Origin of the sequence: Pedobacter sp. MR2016-24, from assembly GCF_026239655.1 — a bacterium.
Taxonomy (GTDB): domain Bacteria; phylum Bacteroidota; class Bacteroidia; order Sphingobacteriales; family Sphingobacteriaceae; genus Pedobacter.
This window is the reverse complement of sequence record NZ_JAPIVO010000007.1, coordinates 280,496-297,923: the sequence shown is the minus strand read 5'-3', so window position 1 is coordinate 297,923 and position 17,428 is coordinate 280,496. Positions and strand designations below refer to the sequence as shown.

Sequence of the window (17,428 nt, the reverse complement as noted above, 5' to 3'; positions counted from 1 at the left end):
TACCTGTTTTCTCGAATTATTTTGCACGCATCCATATTTTAGTTTAAAAGCCCTATTTCAACCTCTTCCTGATATAATTCAACACAGGATCATTCCCTGTTGCAATATCCTTTTGTCTCGTTTTAATCTTAATATCAGGAACAATCCCTTCGTCAGTTCTTGACATGAGCGGTGCCTGATACACGATGGGGATGTCAATTTCAATTCCGGTATTCGGTAGTTTGAGAAAGAAAAATTGCCCTCCGTTAATCCCCTGCTTTGTTCCGCCGGTCGTTTCCCCAATCAAAACAGCTGCCTTTGTCTGCTGAAGGATATCAGCCATGAAGAATGAGCTGGAACTGTTTATTGCTGCAGTAAGAAGATAAATCTGACCTTCAAAATGATTGGCTTTTGGTTGTATGGTATCTGCAGGATGGATATTCTTCTTGTAAAACAGACCATCGTTATTCTTTATATAATCAGTTGCAGTTTTAGGCTTTTTAAATGACTCATCCCAGGTATCTAAGTAGGGCAGTAGACTATCCCTTACGGAGAGAAACCGGTAGTATCTTTTTATCGGATAACCGAATGGCCTTTCTAATAGATAACTCAGCACTTCATTTCTCACCTCATCATCTCCACCTTCATTATTCCGGATGTCGACAATAAGTGTGGAAGCCTGATGCGTACGAAGAACATTAAATGTACTGTCCAGATACTGTTTGTAGGCAGATTTCCAGCCCTGTTGACTAAATTGCTCAATCTTTAAATAGCCGCATCGCTCTGTAAACCAATTAAATGTAGCAGTAGGTTGTGCGTATTCGGCTAAATAACGCTGCTTAAAAATTGCCTGCCTTGTTAGCTTCGAAACTGCAGGTATCTTCACCAGTTTTTTTTCACCCCGAAAGGGTTTAATGATCAGTTGATATGCGTTATCCTGCCCCGGGTTTGAAAAGAATAAAGGGAAATAGATATCAAACAGCGCATATTGTTTTGCATCAGCAAAGTAGGGTGAAATAGATATATTATCCAATTGTTTATTCCGTCCGTGCATGCCATCAGCTCTGCTCACCGTCAATAAAGAGTCTATAATTTTTTTGGTGCCGATACCATTGATACTCACAATTTCATCACCTTTTTTCAGGCTTATGTTCTCAGAAAGGTTATGCGTGATAATAAACTCATCGTTAATCGTCTGGAATAGGATTGGCATGACCCGATCGGCAAATACCTGCTTAACAATTGTTTTTTTCTGATTGTAGGGATTTACATAAGTGTGGCCGCAGTGGAGTTTTACACTTAACTGCGAAAGGCTGATGTAAAACTGAGTCAGGGGCAATGGTTGCGCTGTGATGTGCATTATCTCCTCAAAATACTGGTCCAGCTGAACTGGCGTAGTGTAGCGGTAAACACCAGGATGGAGTTGTTTATACGCTGCTTTTAAAATAGCCAGATCTTTATGCATTTGGTTTACTGTGAGCACCTGTCCACTTTGTGCATGGGCAGTTAAATACCATAGGAAGCAGACTGACAATAGTAATTTTTTCATCATAGCAGCAAAGGAAGTGTAAATGACTATTTCAATCGCTGCAAATGATAATATGAGACCTATTCTTTATGTGCTATATATTGTTTTGGAGTTTTACCGGTATGTTTTTTAAAAGCTCTGTTAAACGTAGCCTTAGAATTGAAGCCGCTTTCGAGCGCAATACCCAGTAGTGTAATATTCAGCTGATCTTTTGCCGTTAAACGCTTTATCACTTCCTGCGTTCTGTAGCCATTAATGAAATCATTAAAATTCAACCCGAAACCATCATTGATCACTTTCGACAATATCGAAGTATTGGTTCCTATCATTTTGGCCAGCTGCCCGGAAGTAATGTCGCATTGCAAAAAAGGTTTTTCCTGCGCCATCAAAACCCTCAACTTGTCCACCCATACTTTCAGATCAGGCAGTTTAGCCTGGTCAGTAGCTCCGATCTCAGCTGAAATGAATACTTCCTGTTCAAAATGTAATGCAGGTCTGGAAACCATTTGTATCTGATAACCTTTGATACTGATATAATAAATAAGGATACCCAAAAACAGGTAACTGTACCAGTCCGTTTTATAAGACAGGGGACTAATCCAGCTGACGAACTGGTAGATAAATAGTATACCAATACTTGCTGCAATAGCATATATCACCCTACGTATCCATCTGAAATCAATATTCTCCAGCGTAGAGAAGTGCTGGTCGGCATATTCACGGTAGTTCCCGTAAGCGGCAAGAGTGAGCCAAAGGTAGTATACAAAAGATAAATAAGAGATCACATTGAACATCATTGTTTTATCTAATTCTGCCCATGGCCCCCTGGTGCCGAACTGATAAGCTGGCGTTTGCAGAAAAGGATAATAACCAGCAAAGTCAATTATCGGCTTTCCAATCATCACTATCAGCCAGCCTATCGGTAACCACAAGTGAGCAATTTGTTTTTTCGAAAATTTGAAATCTTCATTCGTAATTGCTAAGAAATAAAAGTAGAGCAGGGGTCCTATCAGCAGCGTAACGTTAAATGGAAAATAAAACATCAAACTTGTCAGCCAGTTGTGTGAGTCATACCATCCTGCAAAGCCCAGCATCCAGTAAGCCACCTTAATACATAGCAGGATTAAGATGATGCCAAGGATACCATTAGCAGTACCATTTCTTTTCTGAGTTCCGGCGAGCAGCAGCATACCAAACAACAATCCTTGTAAAAAAGGCGGTATCAAAAGTGAGCTGTAAATATTAAACTGGAAGAGCATATAGGCTGAATATATTAAAATCAGTTGATTTATTTTTATTTGCGGCCAGGGGCCTTGTCATAATATGATTTTTATGCGGGGAGGTACCCGCATATTTTACTGTATAAATCAGCAACCTGTTCATTGTCGTCCATGAAAAATAGCAGTTTGATCTTCTTACCAATTTTAGGGATTAAATAGATAGCGTTGCCTTCCCAGTAAGATTCCTTAAGTTCTGCGGAGGATAGTTCATTGTAGGGGGTAAAACGCCAATCATCGGTAAAATAAACTGATAAGGCATTCATTGTTGACTCTCTGTCGCGTCTTCCCCGGCTATACCATTTAATAGGTTTATGGTAAATGCCTTTTGGTGTAATTTTCAGTTGCAGTATTGATTTTCTCTTCACAAAAAATACCACACTTTGATATACCAGCATACAACCGGTTAAGATAAAAACTAATGCTCCTGCTTTCGGGAAAAAACCGCTGAGCGAAAAAGCCAATATTCCGATTCCCGAAGTAACAACCCCGATAAAAATGAATACGAAACTCAAAGTTATTACCCTGGCAGGTGTTACATATACTTTGAAAACCTCCAGTTCATTTATGGCGTCATTGACCAATGCCTTGTTTTTCCTGTTCTTCCAATAGAAAATAAAAAAAACAATCAGTATTGACAGGAAGATAAGGATTGGAGCAGCAAGAGAAGTATCCATTGTAATCTATTATAATGGTAAGGTAATGTTTAAGGGTAATATTTTATATGATAAATTACTAAACAACAGATAACCGATGAATCTAAAACCTTAACATGTTATATTAGGCTCACAAGAAAAATGAATTGCTTTCGGAACAACAGCTATTATGGAAATAAGTAAGTATAGTAAAGTCAGAAAAATTATTCTCATTGCGGGACTCGTCATTGGTTTAATCAACCTGTGTATTGTTTTTCCTGGAGAATACGCCAAATCTTCATATATAACCGATTTTGTCTTAACATATATATGTCTTGCTATATCAGTCTTTTTCGTCCTTTACGGTTTTACCGGCCGGAAATTCTTCAACTATTTACTATTCATGCTTTTAAGTGCTATCATAGGCGCAGTGTGCTGGTTCTTTGTTTTTTACGGCGAGTTGTGGCAAACGTTATTAATGGTTTGGATTGGTATCCCCACAGGGCTTCTTACCGCATTGTTATTTTTTCCTCTGCGCTACTACATTTTTTGTCGTAACAGCATGCTTCCTATTGAAAAAGGTAAAAAGAGGATGCGCTATTTAAAACAGGCTATACTGTACTTTATCCTGCTATTTGTCGTGTCCATACTCTTTTTCTACGGAGGAGATTGGATAGATGCACTTTTAACGATGAATTGAATTCCGGGACTTCTTCGCCAGTCTATCAGATCAGGTTCATTCTTTCCGCAATGCGGCAGGCTTCCAGGGAATTACTCACCCGCAGTTTTTCCAAGATATTTTGCCGGTGCCTGTTCACCGTATTTAAACTGATGTATAACAGATCGGCAATCTCCTTACTCATTTTGCCCCTTCGGATCAGTTGCAGGATCTCTTTTTCACGGGCAGATAATAACTTACTGCAGTCTTCCTTATCGGGAATGATCTTAACGCCGGTTGCAGAATTTAAAATTACACCAGCTGATGGCCCGGCTGTAACTTCGTTAGATGACAGATTATAAAGACATAGTGCCAGCCAGAAGCTGCCCTTTGATCCACTGCTGATGTAAAACATACGGTGTTCTATAGCGATGTACCTGCCGGTTTTGTTTAGCATACGGATATTGCTTTTAACATAATAATCAGCTCTCTCGTCAATAGGAACAGCTTTCAGCATAGTGAAAAACTGCAGTTCCAGTAAGTGTTTCTCTACAAGGTCATCCGGATGGATTTTATTAAATATATCTTCTTCCCAGATAGAGTTGATCTCTTCCAGACTATCATTTGTAGCAAAGCCCAGTTCCCTTGCTACCCCTCCGTTATAGATATAACTTTTGTTAGCCTTCATGTCACTCAATACAGCGATAGAATTTTCTATCCTGGCATACATCAAAGCCATATAACGGTATTGTGTGAGGTTTAAAGGTTGATGTGGATCGGCATCAAAGGCTTGTTTTAATAGTTTATCATTTAGTGTAAGGGCGATATTTTCTTCATTATGGTTATTAATCAGTATTGCTGAGCCATTCATGTGATTCTACATTTGTAATTCAATCTAACGTATGGTTATTTACTCAAAACAGCAAATGAAGACAATAATTTTAGGCATCTCCAGCTTATTCATCGCACAAACAGGTTTTTCACAGCGACTGGAAAAGATGACCTGGTTCAATGAGCCGCAAAAATGGGAAATTAAGGATAAGACCCTGACGATGTTCGTGACCCCTCAGAGCGACTACTGGCGGATTTCACATTATGGTTTTACCGTTGACGATGCTCCATTTTATTACAGTACCTATGGGGGAGAGTTTGAAGTGAAAGTAAAAATCACTGGGGCCTATCAGGCACGTTTCGATCAGATGGGCTTAATGCTGCGTACTGATCATGAGAATTATATTAAGGCGGGTATTGAATTTGTGGATGGTAAATATAACCTGAGCACGGTGGTTACACATAAAACGAGCGACTGGAGTGTAACCACCCTGGATAAAGTACCCGAATTTGTATGGATCAAAGCAGTGAGAAGACTGGATGCAGTGGAGATATTTTATTCTTTCGATGATAAAATATATACCATGATGCGCAATGCCTACCTGCAGGATAACCGCCCGGTAATGGTGGGGTTCATGGCTGCTAGCCCGGATGGAAAGGGATTTAATGCTAAATTTGAAGGTTTTGCAGTAAAACAGCTGCCAGATCAGCGCAGACTGGAGTGGCTGAAGAAAAATTCGGAAAACGAATAGTCAGGTAGCTGCAAGTGTTTTTTTATATCTTTGCTGGATCAACCAGACAAATGTTAAAAGAAGAACGCTTCAGTTATATTCTTAACGCCTTAAAAAAGAAGGGAAAGGTTGCTTTCGGCACTTTATCCAAAGAGCTGAAAGTGTCTGAAGATACCATCAGGAGAGACATAGAGTCACTGCATAATAATGGTCTGTTGATAAGAGTGCGTGGCGGAGCAATCTCTCCTTCAAAGAACCCGCTCAACTTTCAGGACAGAACGGCTTATTTTTCTGAAGAGAAGAACATTATCGGCCTGAAAGCACAGCAGCTCATCAAAAACGGGCAGACCATATTTATGGATGGCGGTACTACCATTTGTTCCATTGCACAAAATTTACCAGCAAATCCCAGTTTTAGGTTAATCACCAACAACCTTGCTGTAGTTCCCGTTATATCCAAATTTAAGGGGATAGAGCTGATTATACTGGGCGGAACTTATGACAGGAAAACCGAGATCAATACCGGCTTTCAGGCTTGTGTTGAAATAGATAATTATGTGGCAGATCTTTATTTCATGGGTACCTGTGCATTGCACAGGGATTTCGGCATCACAGCCGCCTTTCAATCCGACGGTGAACTCAAACAAAAAATGCTTAAAAATGCGGTTAAAACTTTCGCGCTTGGAAACGGTGCTAAATTAAATTTAACAGAACATTATAAGGTTTGTGAATTGACTGAAGTTCACGGACTGATTACCGATCTTTCTGTAGCTGATGCGGCGCTTGATCAATTCAGAGACCTTGGTTTGTTACTTATTTAGCCTCTTTTCTGAAACTGTAGGTAATACCCACCAGTAACAGCAGAAACCCTGTAACTCCCAAGGCAGCCGGAAGGGAGGCCTGATGAGCAATAAACCCTAAAGTCGCCGGTCCGGCCAACTGCCCGGCATAACCTAAGGTCGAAATTGCAGTAATGGCAACTGTAGAAGATACATCTTTTAAACGGCCACCCTCGCTAAAAAATACAGGGACAATATTCGCCGCGCCTATACCCAATAATACAAAACCCAGTAATGACGTTAACAGCCAGGGCGTTAAAACAACTGTAAAAAGACCAGCTGCTGCGATCAGACTTCCATAAACAACAACCTTTTTACCACTAAATTGCGAAACTATTTTGTCGCCCAAAAGGCGCATAGTGGCCATCGCGACAGAGAAAGCAGCATACCCTAGTCCGGCGAGTGCTACATCAACGCCTCTGTTTTCCTTCAAAAACACAGCGCTCCAATCCAGCATAGCACCTTCAGATAAAAATACGACAAAACACATCAACCCTAGGTAGATTACACTTCCTTTTAACCAATGTTTTCCTGCGCCGGATTTATCGCCCGATTCCATGTTGCCCTCAAATTTTTCACTCAGCTCTTTTTCATAGCTGGCTGTTAGTAAGGATCCGTATTGTACACCCACGATCAGCAGTAACAGCGCCGCAATACTAACTGCTGCAACTACGGGCGACAAACCCAGTTTGATCAGGAAACCCAATCCCAGCGAACCTAATAATCCGCCAGCACTAAACAAGCCGTGTAACGATGACATGATCGGTTTGCCATACAAGTTTTGAACCTGCACGCCATGTGCATTCATCGCAACATCCACTGTACCTATTGCAGAACCAAATACAAACAGGACCACGCCTAGAGAAATCACTGTATTCATCAGCATGAGCAGGGGCAGGGTAATCGCCACCAGGATTGACGCGATCAAAATGACTAACCGGCTCCCAAACTTATGAATCAGCACGCCGCTTACAGGCATCGTGGAGATTGCTCCTGCACCTAATAAAAGTAACAGCAAACCTAAACTCCCATCATTCAGCCCCAGTCTGTCTTTTGCAAAAGGTACCATGATTGCCCAGCTGGAAATGCCGACACCACAGATAAAAAAAATAGCCTGAGTTGCCCTTTTAGGTAATTGGGTATTTATAGGATTGATATCTTTCATGTTGATCTTTATGCAATAATATGCAAATTTGCATGTTGTTGCAATAGGCAGTGCTTAATCTTTATCATTTGTCAATTTACGAACCTAATATTTGCCATTTCCTAGCACTCTATCTTTTCACCGTTCACCGGATTTTCAAGGATTCTCCTGTCGGCCCATTGTCTTAGGGTGTCAATGATCGGGATCAGCTCTAAACCGGCGGGGGTGAGGGCGTATTCTACTTTAGGAGGCACCTCCAGATAAACCTTTCTGGAAACTAAGCCATCCTGTTCCAGCTCCCTTAACGTTTGCGTCAGCATTTTTGTCGTGATTCCTTTAAGCAGGCGCTTAAGTTCTCCATAGCGGAGTACTTTATCTTCATTTAAATACCATAATGTTCTGCCCCGGTATTTCCCGCCAATGCGCTGGAAGGCAAAATCTACAGCACAGTAAGCTTTATTCTCGTCGTTTTTCATTGGATTTATTTGTCAAAAGTTATGGAAGCTACCAAAAGCCTCGTTTATAGGCACCATGCCAGAGCCGATGTAATTAATAAAAAAATAATCTACTGATAATCAGCATTAGATTATAAAAGGTATGTAGGTTACCTATAAGTACATACTTGATGCAAATATACCATTAGCCTAGTTTTGAAAGAAAAAAATATGAACAGAAGAACAGCTATCAAACAATCTGCATTAGTCGCCATGTTAGGCCTTACTGATATCAGGAGTTTATTTGCCGCAACAGCAACAACAGGTCGTGGAAAAGAAGTCAGGGGATTTCACAGGTTCATGTTGGGAAAATTAGAGCTTACGGTAGTAACCGACGGGCATATTCTCATGAAACCTGTCCAGCCTAACTTTGCTCCCGGTATAGCCGCAGCTAAAGTAGAACAAGTATTAAAAGATAACTTCGCTTCCAGGTCTGAGGTAGATCTTGGGATCAATATTCTCCTGGTAAGATCGGCCGACAAGTTGATTATGATCGATAGTGGGTGTGGCTCAAATTTCGGAAAAGACTCCGGTTGGTTGATACAAAATCTGGCGAACGCAGGTATTAAAGCAACAGAGATTACCGACGTGGTGATTAGTCATGCTCATCCCGACCATATCGGGGGACTCACTGATCAGGATGGAAAGGTGGTATTCCCAAATGCCGATATTTACCTCTCCAGAATTGAGCATGATTTCTGGATGTCTCCTTCGCCTGATTTTTCAAGAAGTAAGCTGAAGGATGAAGCACTCAAAAAGCTGGTGGTAGAGGTAGCCAGAAAGAATATCCTTGCCATCAGACCACACCTTCATTTAGTAGATGATGGAGAGGAAATTCTCGATTGCATAAAAATGCAGCTTGCTGCCGGCCATACACCTGGTCATTGTATTATACATGTGTTTTCCGGCGCAGAACGTCTTTGTCATATCGCAGACCTTGTTCATTCAGCAGTACTTGTTATTGAACATCCCGAATGGGGATTTGAGGGGGATACCGATTTTGACCTTGCTGTAAAATCCAGAAAAACCGTTATGGAAGCACTTGCGGCATCAAGGACCACGATATTTTCTTACCATCTTCCCTGGCCGGGGATTGGACACGTCAGAAGAAAGGGAGAGGGCTTAGAATGGGTACAACAGCCATCTGCATTACCATATCCATAATTAATATAAATAATTATCATAGATCAAGTTCAATATCAAATTACAATCCTATTTTTGTTTTAAATAAATAAACAAAATTATGAAATTAAAAATCACTTCCATCTTTGCAGTAGTAGCTATACTTGCATTATCAGCCTTCAAAAACGGCAGCAAACCAGTTACTTATACTGTTGATGCAGCTAAATCAACTATTACCTGGGTAGGTAAAAAGGTATCAGGTTCTCATAACGGAACTATCGCTTTAAAATCAGGAACGTTAAACGTTGACGGTAAAAAAGTAACAGGCGGTACATTTGTGATGGATATGACTGCAATTAAAGATGCAGATGGCAGCGAGAAATTAGAAGGACACCTAAAAGCTGATGATTTCTTCGGTTCAGCTAAATACCCAACTTCAACTTTCGTGATCACTAAAGTTGCTGGAGCAGGTGCTAAGGTAGTTGTTTCAGGTAACCTTACTATCAAAGGTATTACTAAACCTTTAAGCTTCCCGGCTACTGTAACTGTTAATGCAGACGGTACGGTTTCTGCGCTTGCAGGTAAAATCTTAGTTGACAGAACTAAATATGACATCAGATACGGTTCAAAATCATTCTTTGACAGCATTGGCGACAAAGCTATTGATGATAACTTTGAAATCGGTGTGAATCTGGTAGCTAAAAAATAATCCATTTAACGGATTGAAATTTAATGTAGTCCCGGTCATTGTACCGGGACTATTTGTTTTATATCCTATCGATTTCGTCAGGATCGCTTTACAGCATCTTTTTCATCATGATATCGGTCTGCTCATCATCACCAAACATAAAGCTGTGTTTGTCAAACTCAACGAAACCGTTTTTTTTGTAGAAACTAATGGCTCTTGGGTTTTCTTCCCATACGCCCAGCCAAACATAATCAGCAGATAGCTCCACTGCAGTGTCAATGGCTTTTGCATAAAGCAATTGCCCCACTTTTTTACCGTGATATTCCTGCAGGACATAAATCCTTTCTATTTCAAGCGCTTTATCATCTTTCATTTCTGTTTGAGACTGACCTGAGTTCAATTTCAAATAACCAATTACTTTGCCTTCTAAAACTGCAAAGTAAAATTCCGAATCTTCATTACGGAGTTCAGTACTTAGTTTTTCAGCAGAGAAGCTTTTTTCCATATACTTGTTCATATTATCATCATTGTAATCTGATGAAAATGTTTTCGCAAAAGTATCCCTGCTGATTTGCTGAAGGTTTTTAAGGTCGTCTATAGTTGCTTTTATGATCTCAATATTTTCCATTAATTTATAATTTGCAGCGTGTTTTGGTCTTCAAAATGTCTTCTGATTGATTTAGTGAGTTGTCGCTCAAAGCAATCAATACATGTTTTTCCTGGTACAAAAGTATTGAAGAGGATTAGATTTAAATTTTACAAATGTTAAAAAATTACTTCCTCAGTCATACAGGTAATGAGCATTTAGGCTAATGGTGAGAAGAAGTAAAAGCGCTTTAGCGCTAATATATTAGCTTCTGATTTATTTGTTGTATTTTCGACTCATGAAATTAACGTTAACTCTTCTTTTATTACTTGCAGCAAGCACTTCTGTTTTTTCTCAGGAAATCCAGAAATTAGAATTCTGCCATTGTGTGGATAAGGTGGATCAGGTTTCTCCTGTTCTCAATGGCAAATATGAGCGGACCTGCAACGGAAAAGTCAATGAAACTGGTACGTTCAAAGATGGTTACAAGGATGGGGAGTGGATAACCTATAGTGCTAAAGGCGGATTGATTAAGAAGATTAATTATGCTGATGGCAAGTTGAATGGTAAGATTGAACTTTTCTACTTCGATGGAAAAACAAAACTTATAGCAACTTTTAAAGATGGAAATCCCGATAGTGACTGGATTTTTTACAGCAGTAATGGGAGCATACTCATTGAAGGTCAATACGATAATGGCAAGCCAATAAATAAATGGAATATTTATAATAAAAGCAAAGTTGCGATAGCGTATGATTTTACCACATCTGAATATATCATGCAAGGCAAACCTAAATTGCAAAAATCTGGTTACTTTATGCGTAATGATAATTCAGGTGGGTATTTCTTTTTTTATTTTCCTGAAGAAGAAGCTATTGGTAAAACAGCACCATTAGGTGGGCATCAGTTTGCTATTAATATGCTTTTGGATTTATATGAGATGCCGGCCGACTATTGGGACACTTGTGTGCGTTATGAATATTTGGCAACGGTCTCACTATCGCCTGATCATCACAGTACTTTCTCATTAAGGCGTCTCGAAGGAGAGCTGAAAGAACTAAAAAAGGAAGTTGCCTACCCATTTTTGGTGAAAACAAATCCCGATTCTAAAATCACAAAGATAGATCATACCGAGTTATCGAGGAAGTTATTAGATTTCAAGATCCAGGAGAGTTTTAGTTTCTTACCCCCGTGGATCTTTGCCGGAGATGCTGAGGTCAAAATCCGTTTACCTTATGTCATTAATGGATTAATTGATTTTAGCAAGCCACCAGTACGGGAATATAATTAATCGGAATTGCCATTTTAGCTTATATTTAATTACTCTGATTTTATGTCCTTGCTCATGTTTGTTCGACGCTCTTCCCTCTTTATCTCCTTACTGTTTCTTTTCATCAATGCCTCTGCCCAGGATATTCAATTCAATATCCATGATAAAAATATGCGCGAATTCATTGATCTTGAGCAAAAATTGGGTGGTAAATTATTTGTGGGGAAAGATGACTTCGTTATACCAGAAGGAATGTCAGCCCCATTAACTTATAAAAGAAAGGAAAGTGGTATTCCTGATTTAGTCGTTACTTACACCTTTACCAGTAAAGACTCTTTAATTGATGGGATCAGTTATGAATGGGAATTGAGCAATTTTGAACAGCTGCCTAAAAAGCAATTGCTGGGCTTACAGCAAGCGATGATCAAAAAACACCAGGTGCTTGCTGATCAATTGCATCAGAGAATAGGTGAAGGCAGAAAGAGCGGAAACCTAAACGATCTCCATAAAATGAATGTGAAAGGCGGGTTAAGGAGCAGTGAGTACTGGAAGCCGAATGATACCTTAATGGTTGATCTTTTTGCCTTATTTAGTAACTACAAGGATGAGGAGCCACCAATCTTTGCAGGTCCGAAGAATACTATCAGTGTTTTTGTGTCGAAATCCGCAAAGCCGGTAAATCCTGTAACAGGAGCTGCAGCACTCGATAAAGCAATGAAAAATTTCAACGAATTTGTCGTAAAACTGAGCCAAGGAGATGAAGACGGTGCTAAAACATTGATTTCTTTGCAAATCCGGGATAGGATGACTGCACCTATGTTGAAAACGATCAAGTCATTAATCAAATCTGAACCTTTTAACCTTTATGATTACGATGCAGTACTCCTTAATAAAGTCAGTTATCTGATCATTGATTATGCCTATGCCAATGATAATGCAGAGCCTGCACAAGTGGTGAGGGCTACATTTGACAACACCGGTTTGATCATTGCAATGCAATTGAGAACCCGGCAGAAATAAATGTATTCAGCATAGATGGGCAATAAAGGTGTGTTTCTAGTCTTTTCTGGTAATACATTTCCTGTGTGTTTCACCCCATTCTCCTAGTGTGATGATGACCGGTTCAATGGATTTACCGTATTTGGTCAATTCGTAGGTCACAGTGATTGGCTGCGTGTCAGAAACAATCCTGTCAACCAACAGATTAGTCTCCATTTCTTTCAGTTCCCTGCTTAACATCTTGCCGGATATTCCCACTACATCCCGAAGTATCTCGGAATACCTTCTTGGTCCAAACAGCAGAGATGCTACAATTGAGATTTTCCATTTTCCGCCCAATACATACATCGCATCATGCACGGCTTGAATAGATTTTTTACATTCCTGAGTGGGATGTTTCGTGATTTGTGCCATAGGTGGTTACCTGTATGTTACCATTACTTTTTGTTTCTTAGTGACAAAAGTAAACTAATATTCAGAACTTTGATCATCATAAAAGAAATATAAAAATGAATTTAATAGAAAGTCTCAACTGGCGTTATGCCACCAAGAAATACAGCGACCGCAAAGTATCTGCCGATGATCTGAACAAAATTATAGCAGCCACAAACCTATCTGCATCTTCTGCCGGATTGCAACCTTACCGCCTTTTTATTGTAGAGAACCAGGAACTGAGAAATAAACTTGGAGAAGGTTCTTTCAATGGACAAATTGCAGATTCATCTCATCTATTGGTATTTGCTGCTTTTGAGAAAATAACCGAAGAACATATTGAAACCTATATTAATCATATCGCGAGTGAGCGAGGTCTTCCTGTTGAAGCTTTAGCCGATTTTAAGGCTGCATTAGTCAATGGTATCTTGAATCGAACCGATGAGGTTAATTTCACATGGGCGGCGAGACAAGCATACATCGGGCTCGGAACAGCACTTATTGCGGCTGCGGATCTACAGATAGACAGCACCCCAATGGAGGGCTTTGATGCGGATAAATTTGACGAGTTGCTGAACCTGAAAGAGAAAGGGTTAAAGTCCGTAGTTACTTTGGCTTTAGGTTACCGTGATGAGGAGCAGGACATGTATGCGAAGTTCAAGAAGGTGAGATTGGCTAAGGACGATTTTGCAAGTGTAATCAGTTAGCTTACCATAAATGACCAGGCCTGCTTCGTTAAGATGCAGGCTATTCTTTTTTTTCTAATCTATTCTATCAGACTATCTGATTGAATTTGGGTAGCGGATCCTTAAAATTAACCGCGGTCAAATTGAAAAGTGCAATAACTAATTAGCTTACCATCGAAATCAATTTTATATTTATTCCTGTTGAAGTCTGTTAATGCAATATGGTCACTCTCTAATTTAAAAGGATCCTCATTATCTATAGAAACAAAAATATCAGCGCCACCAAAGCTCCAGATAATATTTCCTTCTCTATCAAGCCTTGATATTGTAAGTTCTCCGTAAACTATATAGTCGTTTTCCAATTGATGAATAGTAAAACAAGTCGCCTCATCAGCCATCGTTTGCCATTTAAGTTCAAGATTGCTCAGCGACAAACAGAAAACTGTATTACAACAACATACTAAAACTTCATCACAATTGACAATTGTGGAGTTATCGTAAATCCCCGTTCCACCTCCAGATCCAATAACAATGCAATCATTTATAAGTACGCCTTCACTATAGATTTTAATACCATGTTTTGAGGTTTGATATTCAGGGGCACCACCCCCGTAATAACATTTCGAATATTGGAATACATTATCAGTGGAGCCAGAGGTAAACAATGGGTCATTGAGAATTTCAATAACCAGGTTCTTGTATTCGTATCTGTTCATTACACTTTTTTATTCAGTTGATTCCAATTATGTATTCTGTCATTTCAGTAATATAGCTCAAAGTTATCACGAATTCCATTACTCTTCTTTATAAACGTACGTTATTTTAGCAGCCGACTTCTGTTTTAAAGCTATACGTTTGATGTGTTCCTGAAACGTCCCAAATTCTGCCTGACTTATTGCGACTTGCATAGCCTTTTCATAATGCTGTTTTGCAGTATTAAAGTCCTGTTGTTGTTCTGCATTACTCCCGAGTAGCTCATAGAGTTCTACTAATGGTACTCCCGGTGTCAGCTTTGCTTTTTCAGCAATCTGAGCGATAGTTTTATGCATTTTGAGCGTAACTAAAAGTCTCAAATAATCAATGTAGCTATCAGGAAATGCCGGCTCCAGCTCAATACATTTTTTAAAATGATATCCAGCCGTTTGATAATTTTTAAATTCATAGAAATAACAATAGCCTAACTGATAATGTGCCCTGGCATAATTAGGATCAGTGTCTATTATTTCGTTAAATAAATGAAGCGCTTTAGGCAGTTCGCCAAAAGTCAGTTCATGTACTGCTTGCAGATATTTCTCATCTACAGTGTATAAGATCTCCATAAGGATATGTTGTATTCGCAAGGCAAAAAAAGACCTTACAAATGATTATTAATAATTAATAAATATTGATGCGGGTGAAACCCCTGTTGACTAATAATTCTGGTATTATTTCATACCAGAAACCGCTGGCAACGATAAGTCGCAGATGGGGTGGAGTGCTATATGTATGATAGATAACATAGTAGTATTTTTTTACAAAGATATAAAAGAAAATGGAAAATGCTGTTTTCTACTGATTCCCGGTTTAAATGACCACATCAATATAAGTCAACAGCATAGCAAAATACAATCTTCAGCAGCTTAAACCGATAAAAATTTTTAATCCCGCAGATTGCTCATCGCGTCTAACAGTTAATGAAAGTTAAATGAAATTCCTTTATTGTTACGATTGACATTTTGATGGTTCGGTTAATTTGTTAAATTTGATTAACCAACTATATACCTTATGCCCAAATCTTTGCCGGACCTAGATGATTTGAAAACTCATATAGCCTTGTACGATAGCGAGAGTGCATATCAGCAACTTTTTAAATACCTGTTTCCTTCGTTGTACCGGTTTTGTTATTGCATCCTAAAATCAAGGGAGCTGGCCGAAGAAGCTGCAAGTGATGTGATGATTACCTTGTGGCGCAACCGTTTAAAGATGCTGGAGATCAATAATATCAAAGTATATGCTCTGGTTATTGCCAGGAATGTATCGTTAAATATCCTCAACCGGAATAATAAAGAAGAATTGATATCACTGGATGACATTCAGATCGATATTCTCCTGGATGCGCACAATCCGGAACAGCTGCTGATTAATGACGAGCTGAAGAAAAAACTGGAAAGTGCTACCAAAAGCCTCCCCAATAAATGTAAGCTGGTTTTTAAGCTGATCAAGGAAGATGGCCTGAGTTATAAGGAAACAGCTACCATTCTCAATATTTCTGTGAAAACGGTAGATGCACACCTGGTTACTGCAGTGAAAAAGCTAAGTACGATCCTCAAAGCTGAATTCAATTTGATGTAAGGCTAAATTGTTTTTTCAAAAAGACTAGGGAGTTTTTCAAATTATGGTGTCCTATCTGTACAACCAGGTATAAATAGAACGGACATCTGTATGGATAAAAGTCTAATCATCGCATTGCTCAGCAAGAAAATGGCTGCTGAAGCTACTCAGGAAGAGCTTGAGCAGTTAAGGCTGCTTATGGAAAAGTATCCTGATGCGATTTATTACGAGGAATTTTTACAGGAACTGTGGGAAAATAATTCCGGCGGTCAGGTGCCGCAGTCCGATCTTGCCCAAATCTATGCCTCGCACCGGCAGAAATACAAAAATGATTTTACGAGTAACCCCGCAGAAGAGATTTATGTAGACACACATACTTCTCTGCGCCTGTCCGGTATACTGCTCGGGATTGTTGTTTTGGCTTTATTATGCTTCGGCCTCTGGCAGAAAAATGATCAATTGCCTGATCATCCCACTCACATCGTTTCCGGTAAGGGTATCCGCAAAAAAGTTGTCCTTCCAGATGGCACACTCGTTTGGCTCAATGCCGGCAGTAAACTGTCTTATGATACCGGATTTAACCAGCAAAAAATCCGTCAGGTATTTTTAACAGGAGAAGCATTTTTCGATGTGGCCCACCGCAAATCACAACCTTTTATTGTGCATACAGAAAAGATTTCTGTGAAGGTATTGGGCACTGCTTTTAACATCCAGGCCTATCCCGGAGAGCAAAAATCCGAAGCTACACTGATCAGGGGGTCTATCGAATTGTCGGTCAACGACCAATCCGGACAAAAAATCACCTTAAACCCCTCAGAGAAGTTTGCCTTCAGCACCGAAAAAAAGACGATGGTAATCAACCACGTGGAACCTGTGAAAATTGGTAACGATGAATATATTGAGGAAACTTCCTGGAAAGATAACCAGCTGGTTTTTCAAAATGAAACCCTGGAAGACCTGAAACCCAGACTGGAACGCTGGTTCAACATCCAGATCAGTATCCGTTCCGAACAACCAAAGCATTATCGCTTCACGGGCGTGTTTAAAAATGAGACCATCAATGAAGCCCTGGTAGCGATGCAATTAATCAAACCATTCACCTTTAAACTGACAAGATATGACGTGATCATTTACTAATATAAAGGGGAGAATGCGGCAAACATTCTTCCCCTTTATCCTTCCTACGGTAGCATAACACTACCATTATCAGATTTTTAAC

At 39.6% G+C, this 17,428-nt stretch carries 20 protein-coding genes; 10 read left to right on the top strand and 10 right to left on the bottom strand.

The window, feature by feature from the left end; genetic code table 11:
• Nucleotides 1-52: 52 nt before the first annotated feature.
• From OQX62_RS19895 to OQX62_RS19885, 3 genes are all read right to left on the bottom strand, one after another.
• Nucleotides 53-1,531 carry a S41 family peptidase gene (locus OQX62_RS19895; RefSeq protein ID WP_265833390.1) on the bottom strand — a complete coding sequence of 493 codons (1,479 nt, stop codon included), beginning with the start codon at nucleotides 1,529-1,531 and terminating at the stop codon, nucleotides 53-55.
• Nucleotides 1,532-1,587: 56 nt separating this feature from the next.
• Nucleotides 1,588-2,733, bottom strand: coding sequence for a helix-turn-helix domain-containing protein (locus OQX62_RS19890; RefSeq protein WP_265833389.1), 1,146 nt, complete (start codon nucleotides 2,731-2,733; stop codon nucleotides 1,588-1,590).
• Between the two features lie 104 nt (nucleotides 2,734-2,837).
• Nucleotides 2,838-3,461, bottom strand: coding sequence for a hypothetical protein (locus OQX62_RS19885; RefSeq protein WP_265833388.1), 624 nt, complete (start codon nucleotides 3,459-3,461; stop codon nucleotides 2,838-2,840).
• Between the two features lie 148 nt (nucleotides 3,462-3,609).
• Here OQX62_RS19885 and OQX62_RS19880 point away from each other — a divergent pair, with 148 nt between their 5' ends.
• Nucleotides 3,610-4,119: a hypothetical protein gene (locus OQX62_RS19880; protein ID WP_265833387.1), complete on the top strand. Its 510-nt coding sequence runs from the start codon at nucleotides 3,610-3,612 to the stop codon at nucleotides 4,117-4,119.
• A gap of 25 nt (nucleotides 4,120-4,144) precedes the next feature.
• Here OQX62_RS19880 and OQX62_RS19875 read toward each other — a convergent pair whose 3' ends face one another.
• Nucleotides 4,145-4,948 carry a response regulator transcription factor gene (locus OQX62_RS19875; protein ID WP_265833386.1) on the bottom strand — a complete coding sequence of 268 codons (804 nt, stop codon included), beginning with the start codon at nucleotides 4,946-4,948 and terminating at the stop codon, nucleotides 4,145-4,147.
• 55 nt (nucleotides 4,949-5,003) lie between these two features.
• Here OQX62_RS19875 and OQX62_RS19870 point away from each other — a divergent pair, with 55 nt between their 5' ends.
• Nucleotides 5,004-5,660, top strand: a complete 657-nt coding sequence (locus tag OQX62_RS19870; RefSeq protein ID WP_265833385.1) for a DUF1349 domain-containing protein — start codon at nucleotides 5,004-5,006, stop codon at nucleotides 5,658-5,660.
• A gap of 50 nt (nucleotides 5,661-5,710) precedes the next feature.
• On the top strand, nucleotides 5,711-6,460 hold the full coding sequence (locus tag OQX62_RS19865; RefSeq protein WP_265833384.1) for a DeoR/GlpR family DNA-binding transcription regulator: 750 nt from the start codon (nucleotides 5,711-5,713) through the stop codon (nucleotides 6,458-6,460).
• Here the strand turns inward: OQX62_RS19865 and OQX62_RS19860 are convergent.
• Together OQX62_RS19860 and OQX62_RS19855 are read right to left on the bottom strand one after the other, a co-directional pair.
• Nucleotides 6,453-7,643: an MFS transporter gene (locus OQX62_RS19860; protein ID WP_265833383.1), complete on the bottom strand. Its 1,191-nt coding sequence runs from the start codon at nucleotides 7,641-7,643 to the stop codon at nucleotides 6,453-6,455. The two genes, OQX62_RS19865 and OQX62_RS19860, sit on opposite strands and share 8 nt — an antisense overlap.
• 101 nt (nucleotides 7,644-7,744) lie before the next feature.
• On the bottom strand, nucleotides 7,745-8,098 hold the full coding sequence (locus OQX62_RS19855) for a winged helix-turn-helix transcriptional regulator (RefSeq protein WP_265833382.1): 354 nt from the start codon (nucleotides 8,096-8,098) through the stop codon (nucleotides 7,745-7,747).
• Nucleotides 8,099-8,287: 189 nt separating this feature from the next.
• On the opposite strand from OQX62_RS19855, the gene OQX62_RS19850 reads away from it, so the two are divergent.
• Complete coding sequence (locus OQX62_RS19850; protein WP_265833381.1) at nucleotides 8,288-9,280, top strand: MBL fold metallo-hydrolase; 993 nt, start codon at nucleotides 8,288-8,290, stop codon at nucleotides 9,278-9,280.
• 79 nt (nucleotides 9,281-9,359) lie between these two features.
• The gene (locus tag OQX62_RS19845) at nucleotides 9,360-9,947 is read left to right on the top strand and encodes a YceI family protein (RefSeq protein WP_265833380.1); all 588 of its coding nucleotides are present in this window, start codon (nucleotides 9,360-9,362) and stop codon (nucleotides 9,945-9,947) included.
• An 88-nt stretch (nucleotides 9,948-10,035) separates the two neighbouring features.
• Here the strand turns inward: OQX62_RS19845 and OQX62_RS19840 are convergent, their stop codons facing one another.
• Entirely contained in the window at nucleotides 10,036-10,554 is a 519-nt protein-coding gene (locus OQX62_RS19840) for a GNAT family N-acetyltransferase (RefSeq protein WP_265833379.1), read from the bottom strand.
• Nucleotides 10,555-10,810: 256 nt separating this feature from the next.
• Between OQX62_RS19840 and OQX62_RS19835 the strand changes: the two genes are divergently transcribed.
• The gene (locus OQX62_RS19835; RefSeq protein ID WP_265833378.1) at nucleotides 10,811-11,803 is read left to right on the top strand and encodes a toxin-antitoxin system YwqK family antitoxin; all 993 of its coding nucleotides are present in this window, start codon (nucleotides 10,811-10,813) and stop codon (nucleotides 11,801-11,803) included.
• Nucleotides 11,804-11,857: 54 nt separating this feature from the next.
• Nucleotides 11,858-12,802: a hypothetical protein gene (locus tag OQX62_RS19830; protein WP_265833377.1), complete on the top strand. Its 945-nt coding sequence runs from the start codon at nucleotides 11,858-11,860 to the stop codon at nucleotides 12,800-12,802.
• A 36-nt stretch (nucleotides 12,803-12,838) separates the two neighbouring features.
• On the opposite strand, the gene OQX62_RS19825 is transcribed toward OQX62_RS19830, so the two are convergent.
• The gene (locus tag OQX62_RS19825; RefSeq protein WP_265833375.1) at nucleotides 12,839-13,195 is read right to left on the bottom strand and encodes a winged helix-turn-helix transcriptional regulator; all 357 of its coding nucleotides are present in this window, start codon (nucleotides 13,193-13,195) and stop codon (nucleotides 12,839-12,841) included.
• 95 nt (nucleotides 13,196-13,290) lie between these two features.
• On the opposite strand from OQX62_RS19825, the gene OQX62_RS19820 reads away from it, so the two are divergent.
• Entirely contained in the window at nucleotides 13,291-13,920 is a 630-nt protein-coding gene (locus tag OQX62_RS19820; RefSeq protein ID WP_265833374.1) for an NAD(P)H-dependent oxidoreductase, read from the top strand.
• A gap of 107 nt (nucleotides 13,921-14,027) precedes the next feature.
• On the opposite strand, the gene OQX62_RS19815 is transcribed toward OQX62_RS19820, so the two are convergent.
• Nucleotides 14,028-14,615: a hypothetical protein gene (locus tag OQX62_RS19815; RefSeq protein WP_265833373.1), complete on the bottom strand. Its 588-nt coding sequence runs from the start codon at nucleotides 14,613-14,615 to the stop codon at nucleotides 14,028-14,030.
• A gap of 78 nt (nucleotides 14,616-14,693) precedes the next feature.
• Nucleotides 14,694-15,218: a hypothetical protein gene (locus OQX62_RS19810; protein WP_265833372.1), complete on the bottom strand. Its 525-nt coding sequence runs from the start codon at nucleotides 15,216-15,218 to the stop codon at nucleotides 14,694-14,696.
• Between the two features lie 445 nt (nucleotides 15,219-15,663).
• Here OQX62_RS19810 and OQX62_RS19805 point away from each other — a divergent pair, with 445 nt between their 5' ends.
• Both OQX62_RS19805 and OQX62_RS19800 read left to right on the top strand, forming a co-directional pair.
• Complete coding sequence (locus tag OQX62_RS19805) at nucleotides 15,664-16,230, top strand: RNA polymerase sigma factor (protein ID WP_265833371.1); 567 nt, start codon at nucleotides 15,664-15,666, stop codon at nucleotides 16,228-16,230.
• Between the two features lie 90 nt (nucleotides 16,231-16,320).
• Nucleotides 16,321-17,346, top strand: a complete 1,026-nt coding sequence (locus OQX62_RS19800) for a FecR family protein (protein WP_265833370.1) — start codon at nucleotides 16,321-16,323, stop codon at nucleotides 17,344-17,346.
• Nucleotides 17,347-17,428: the final 82 nt, after the last annotated feature.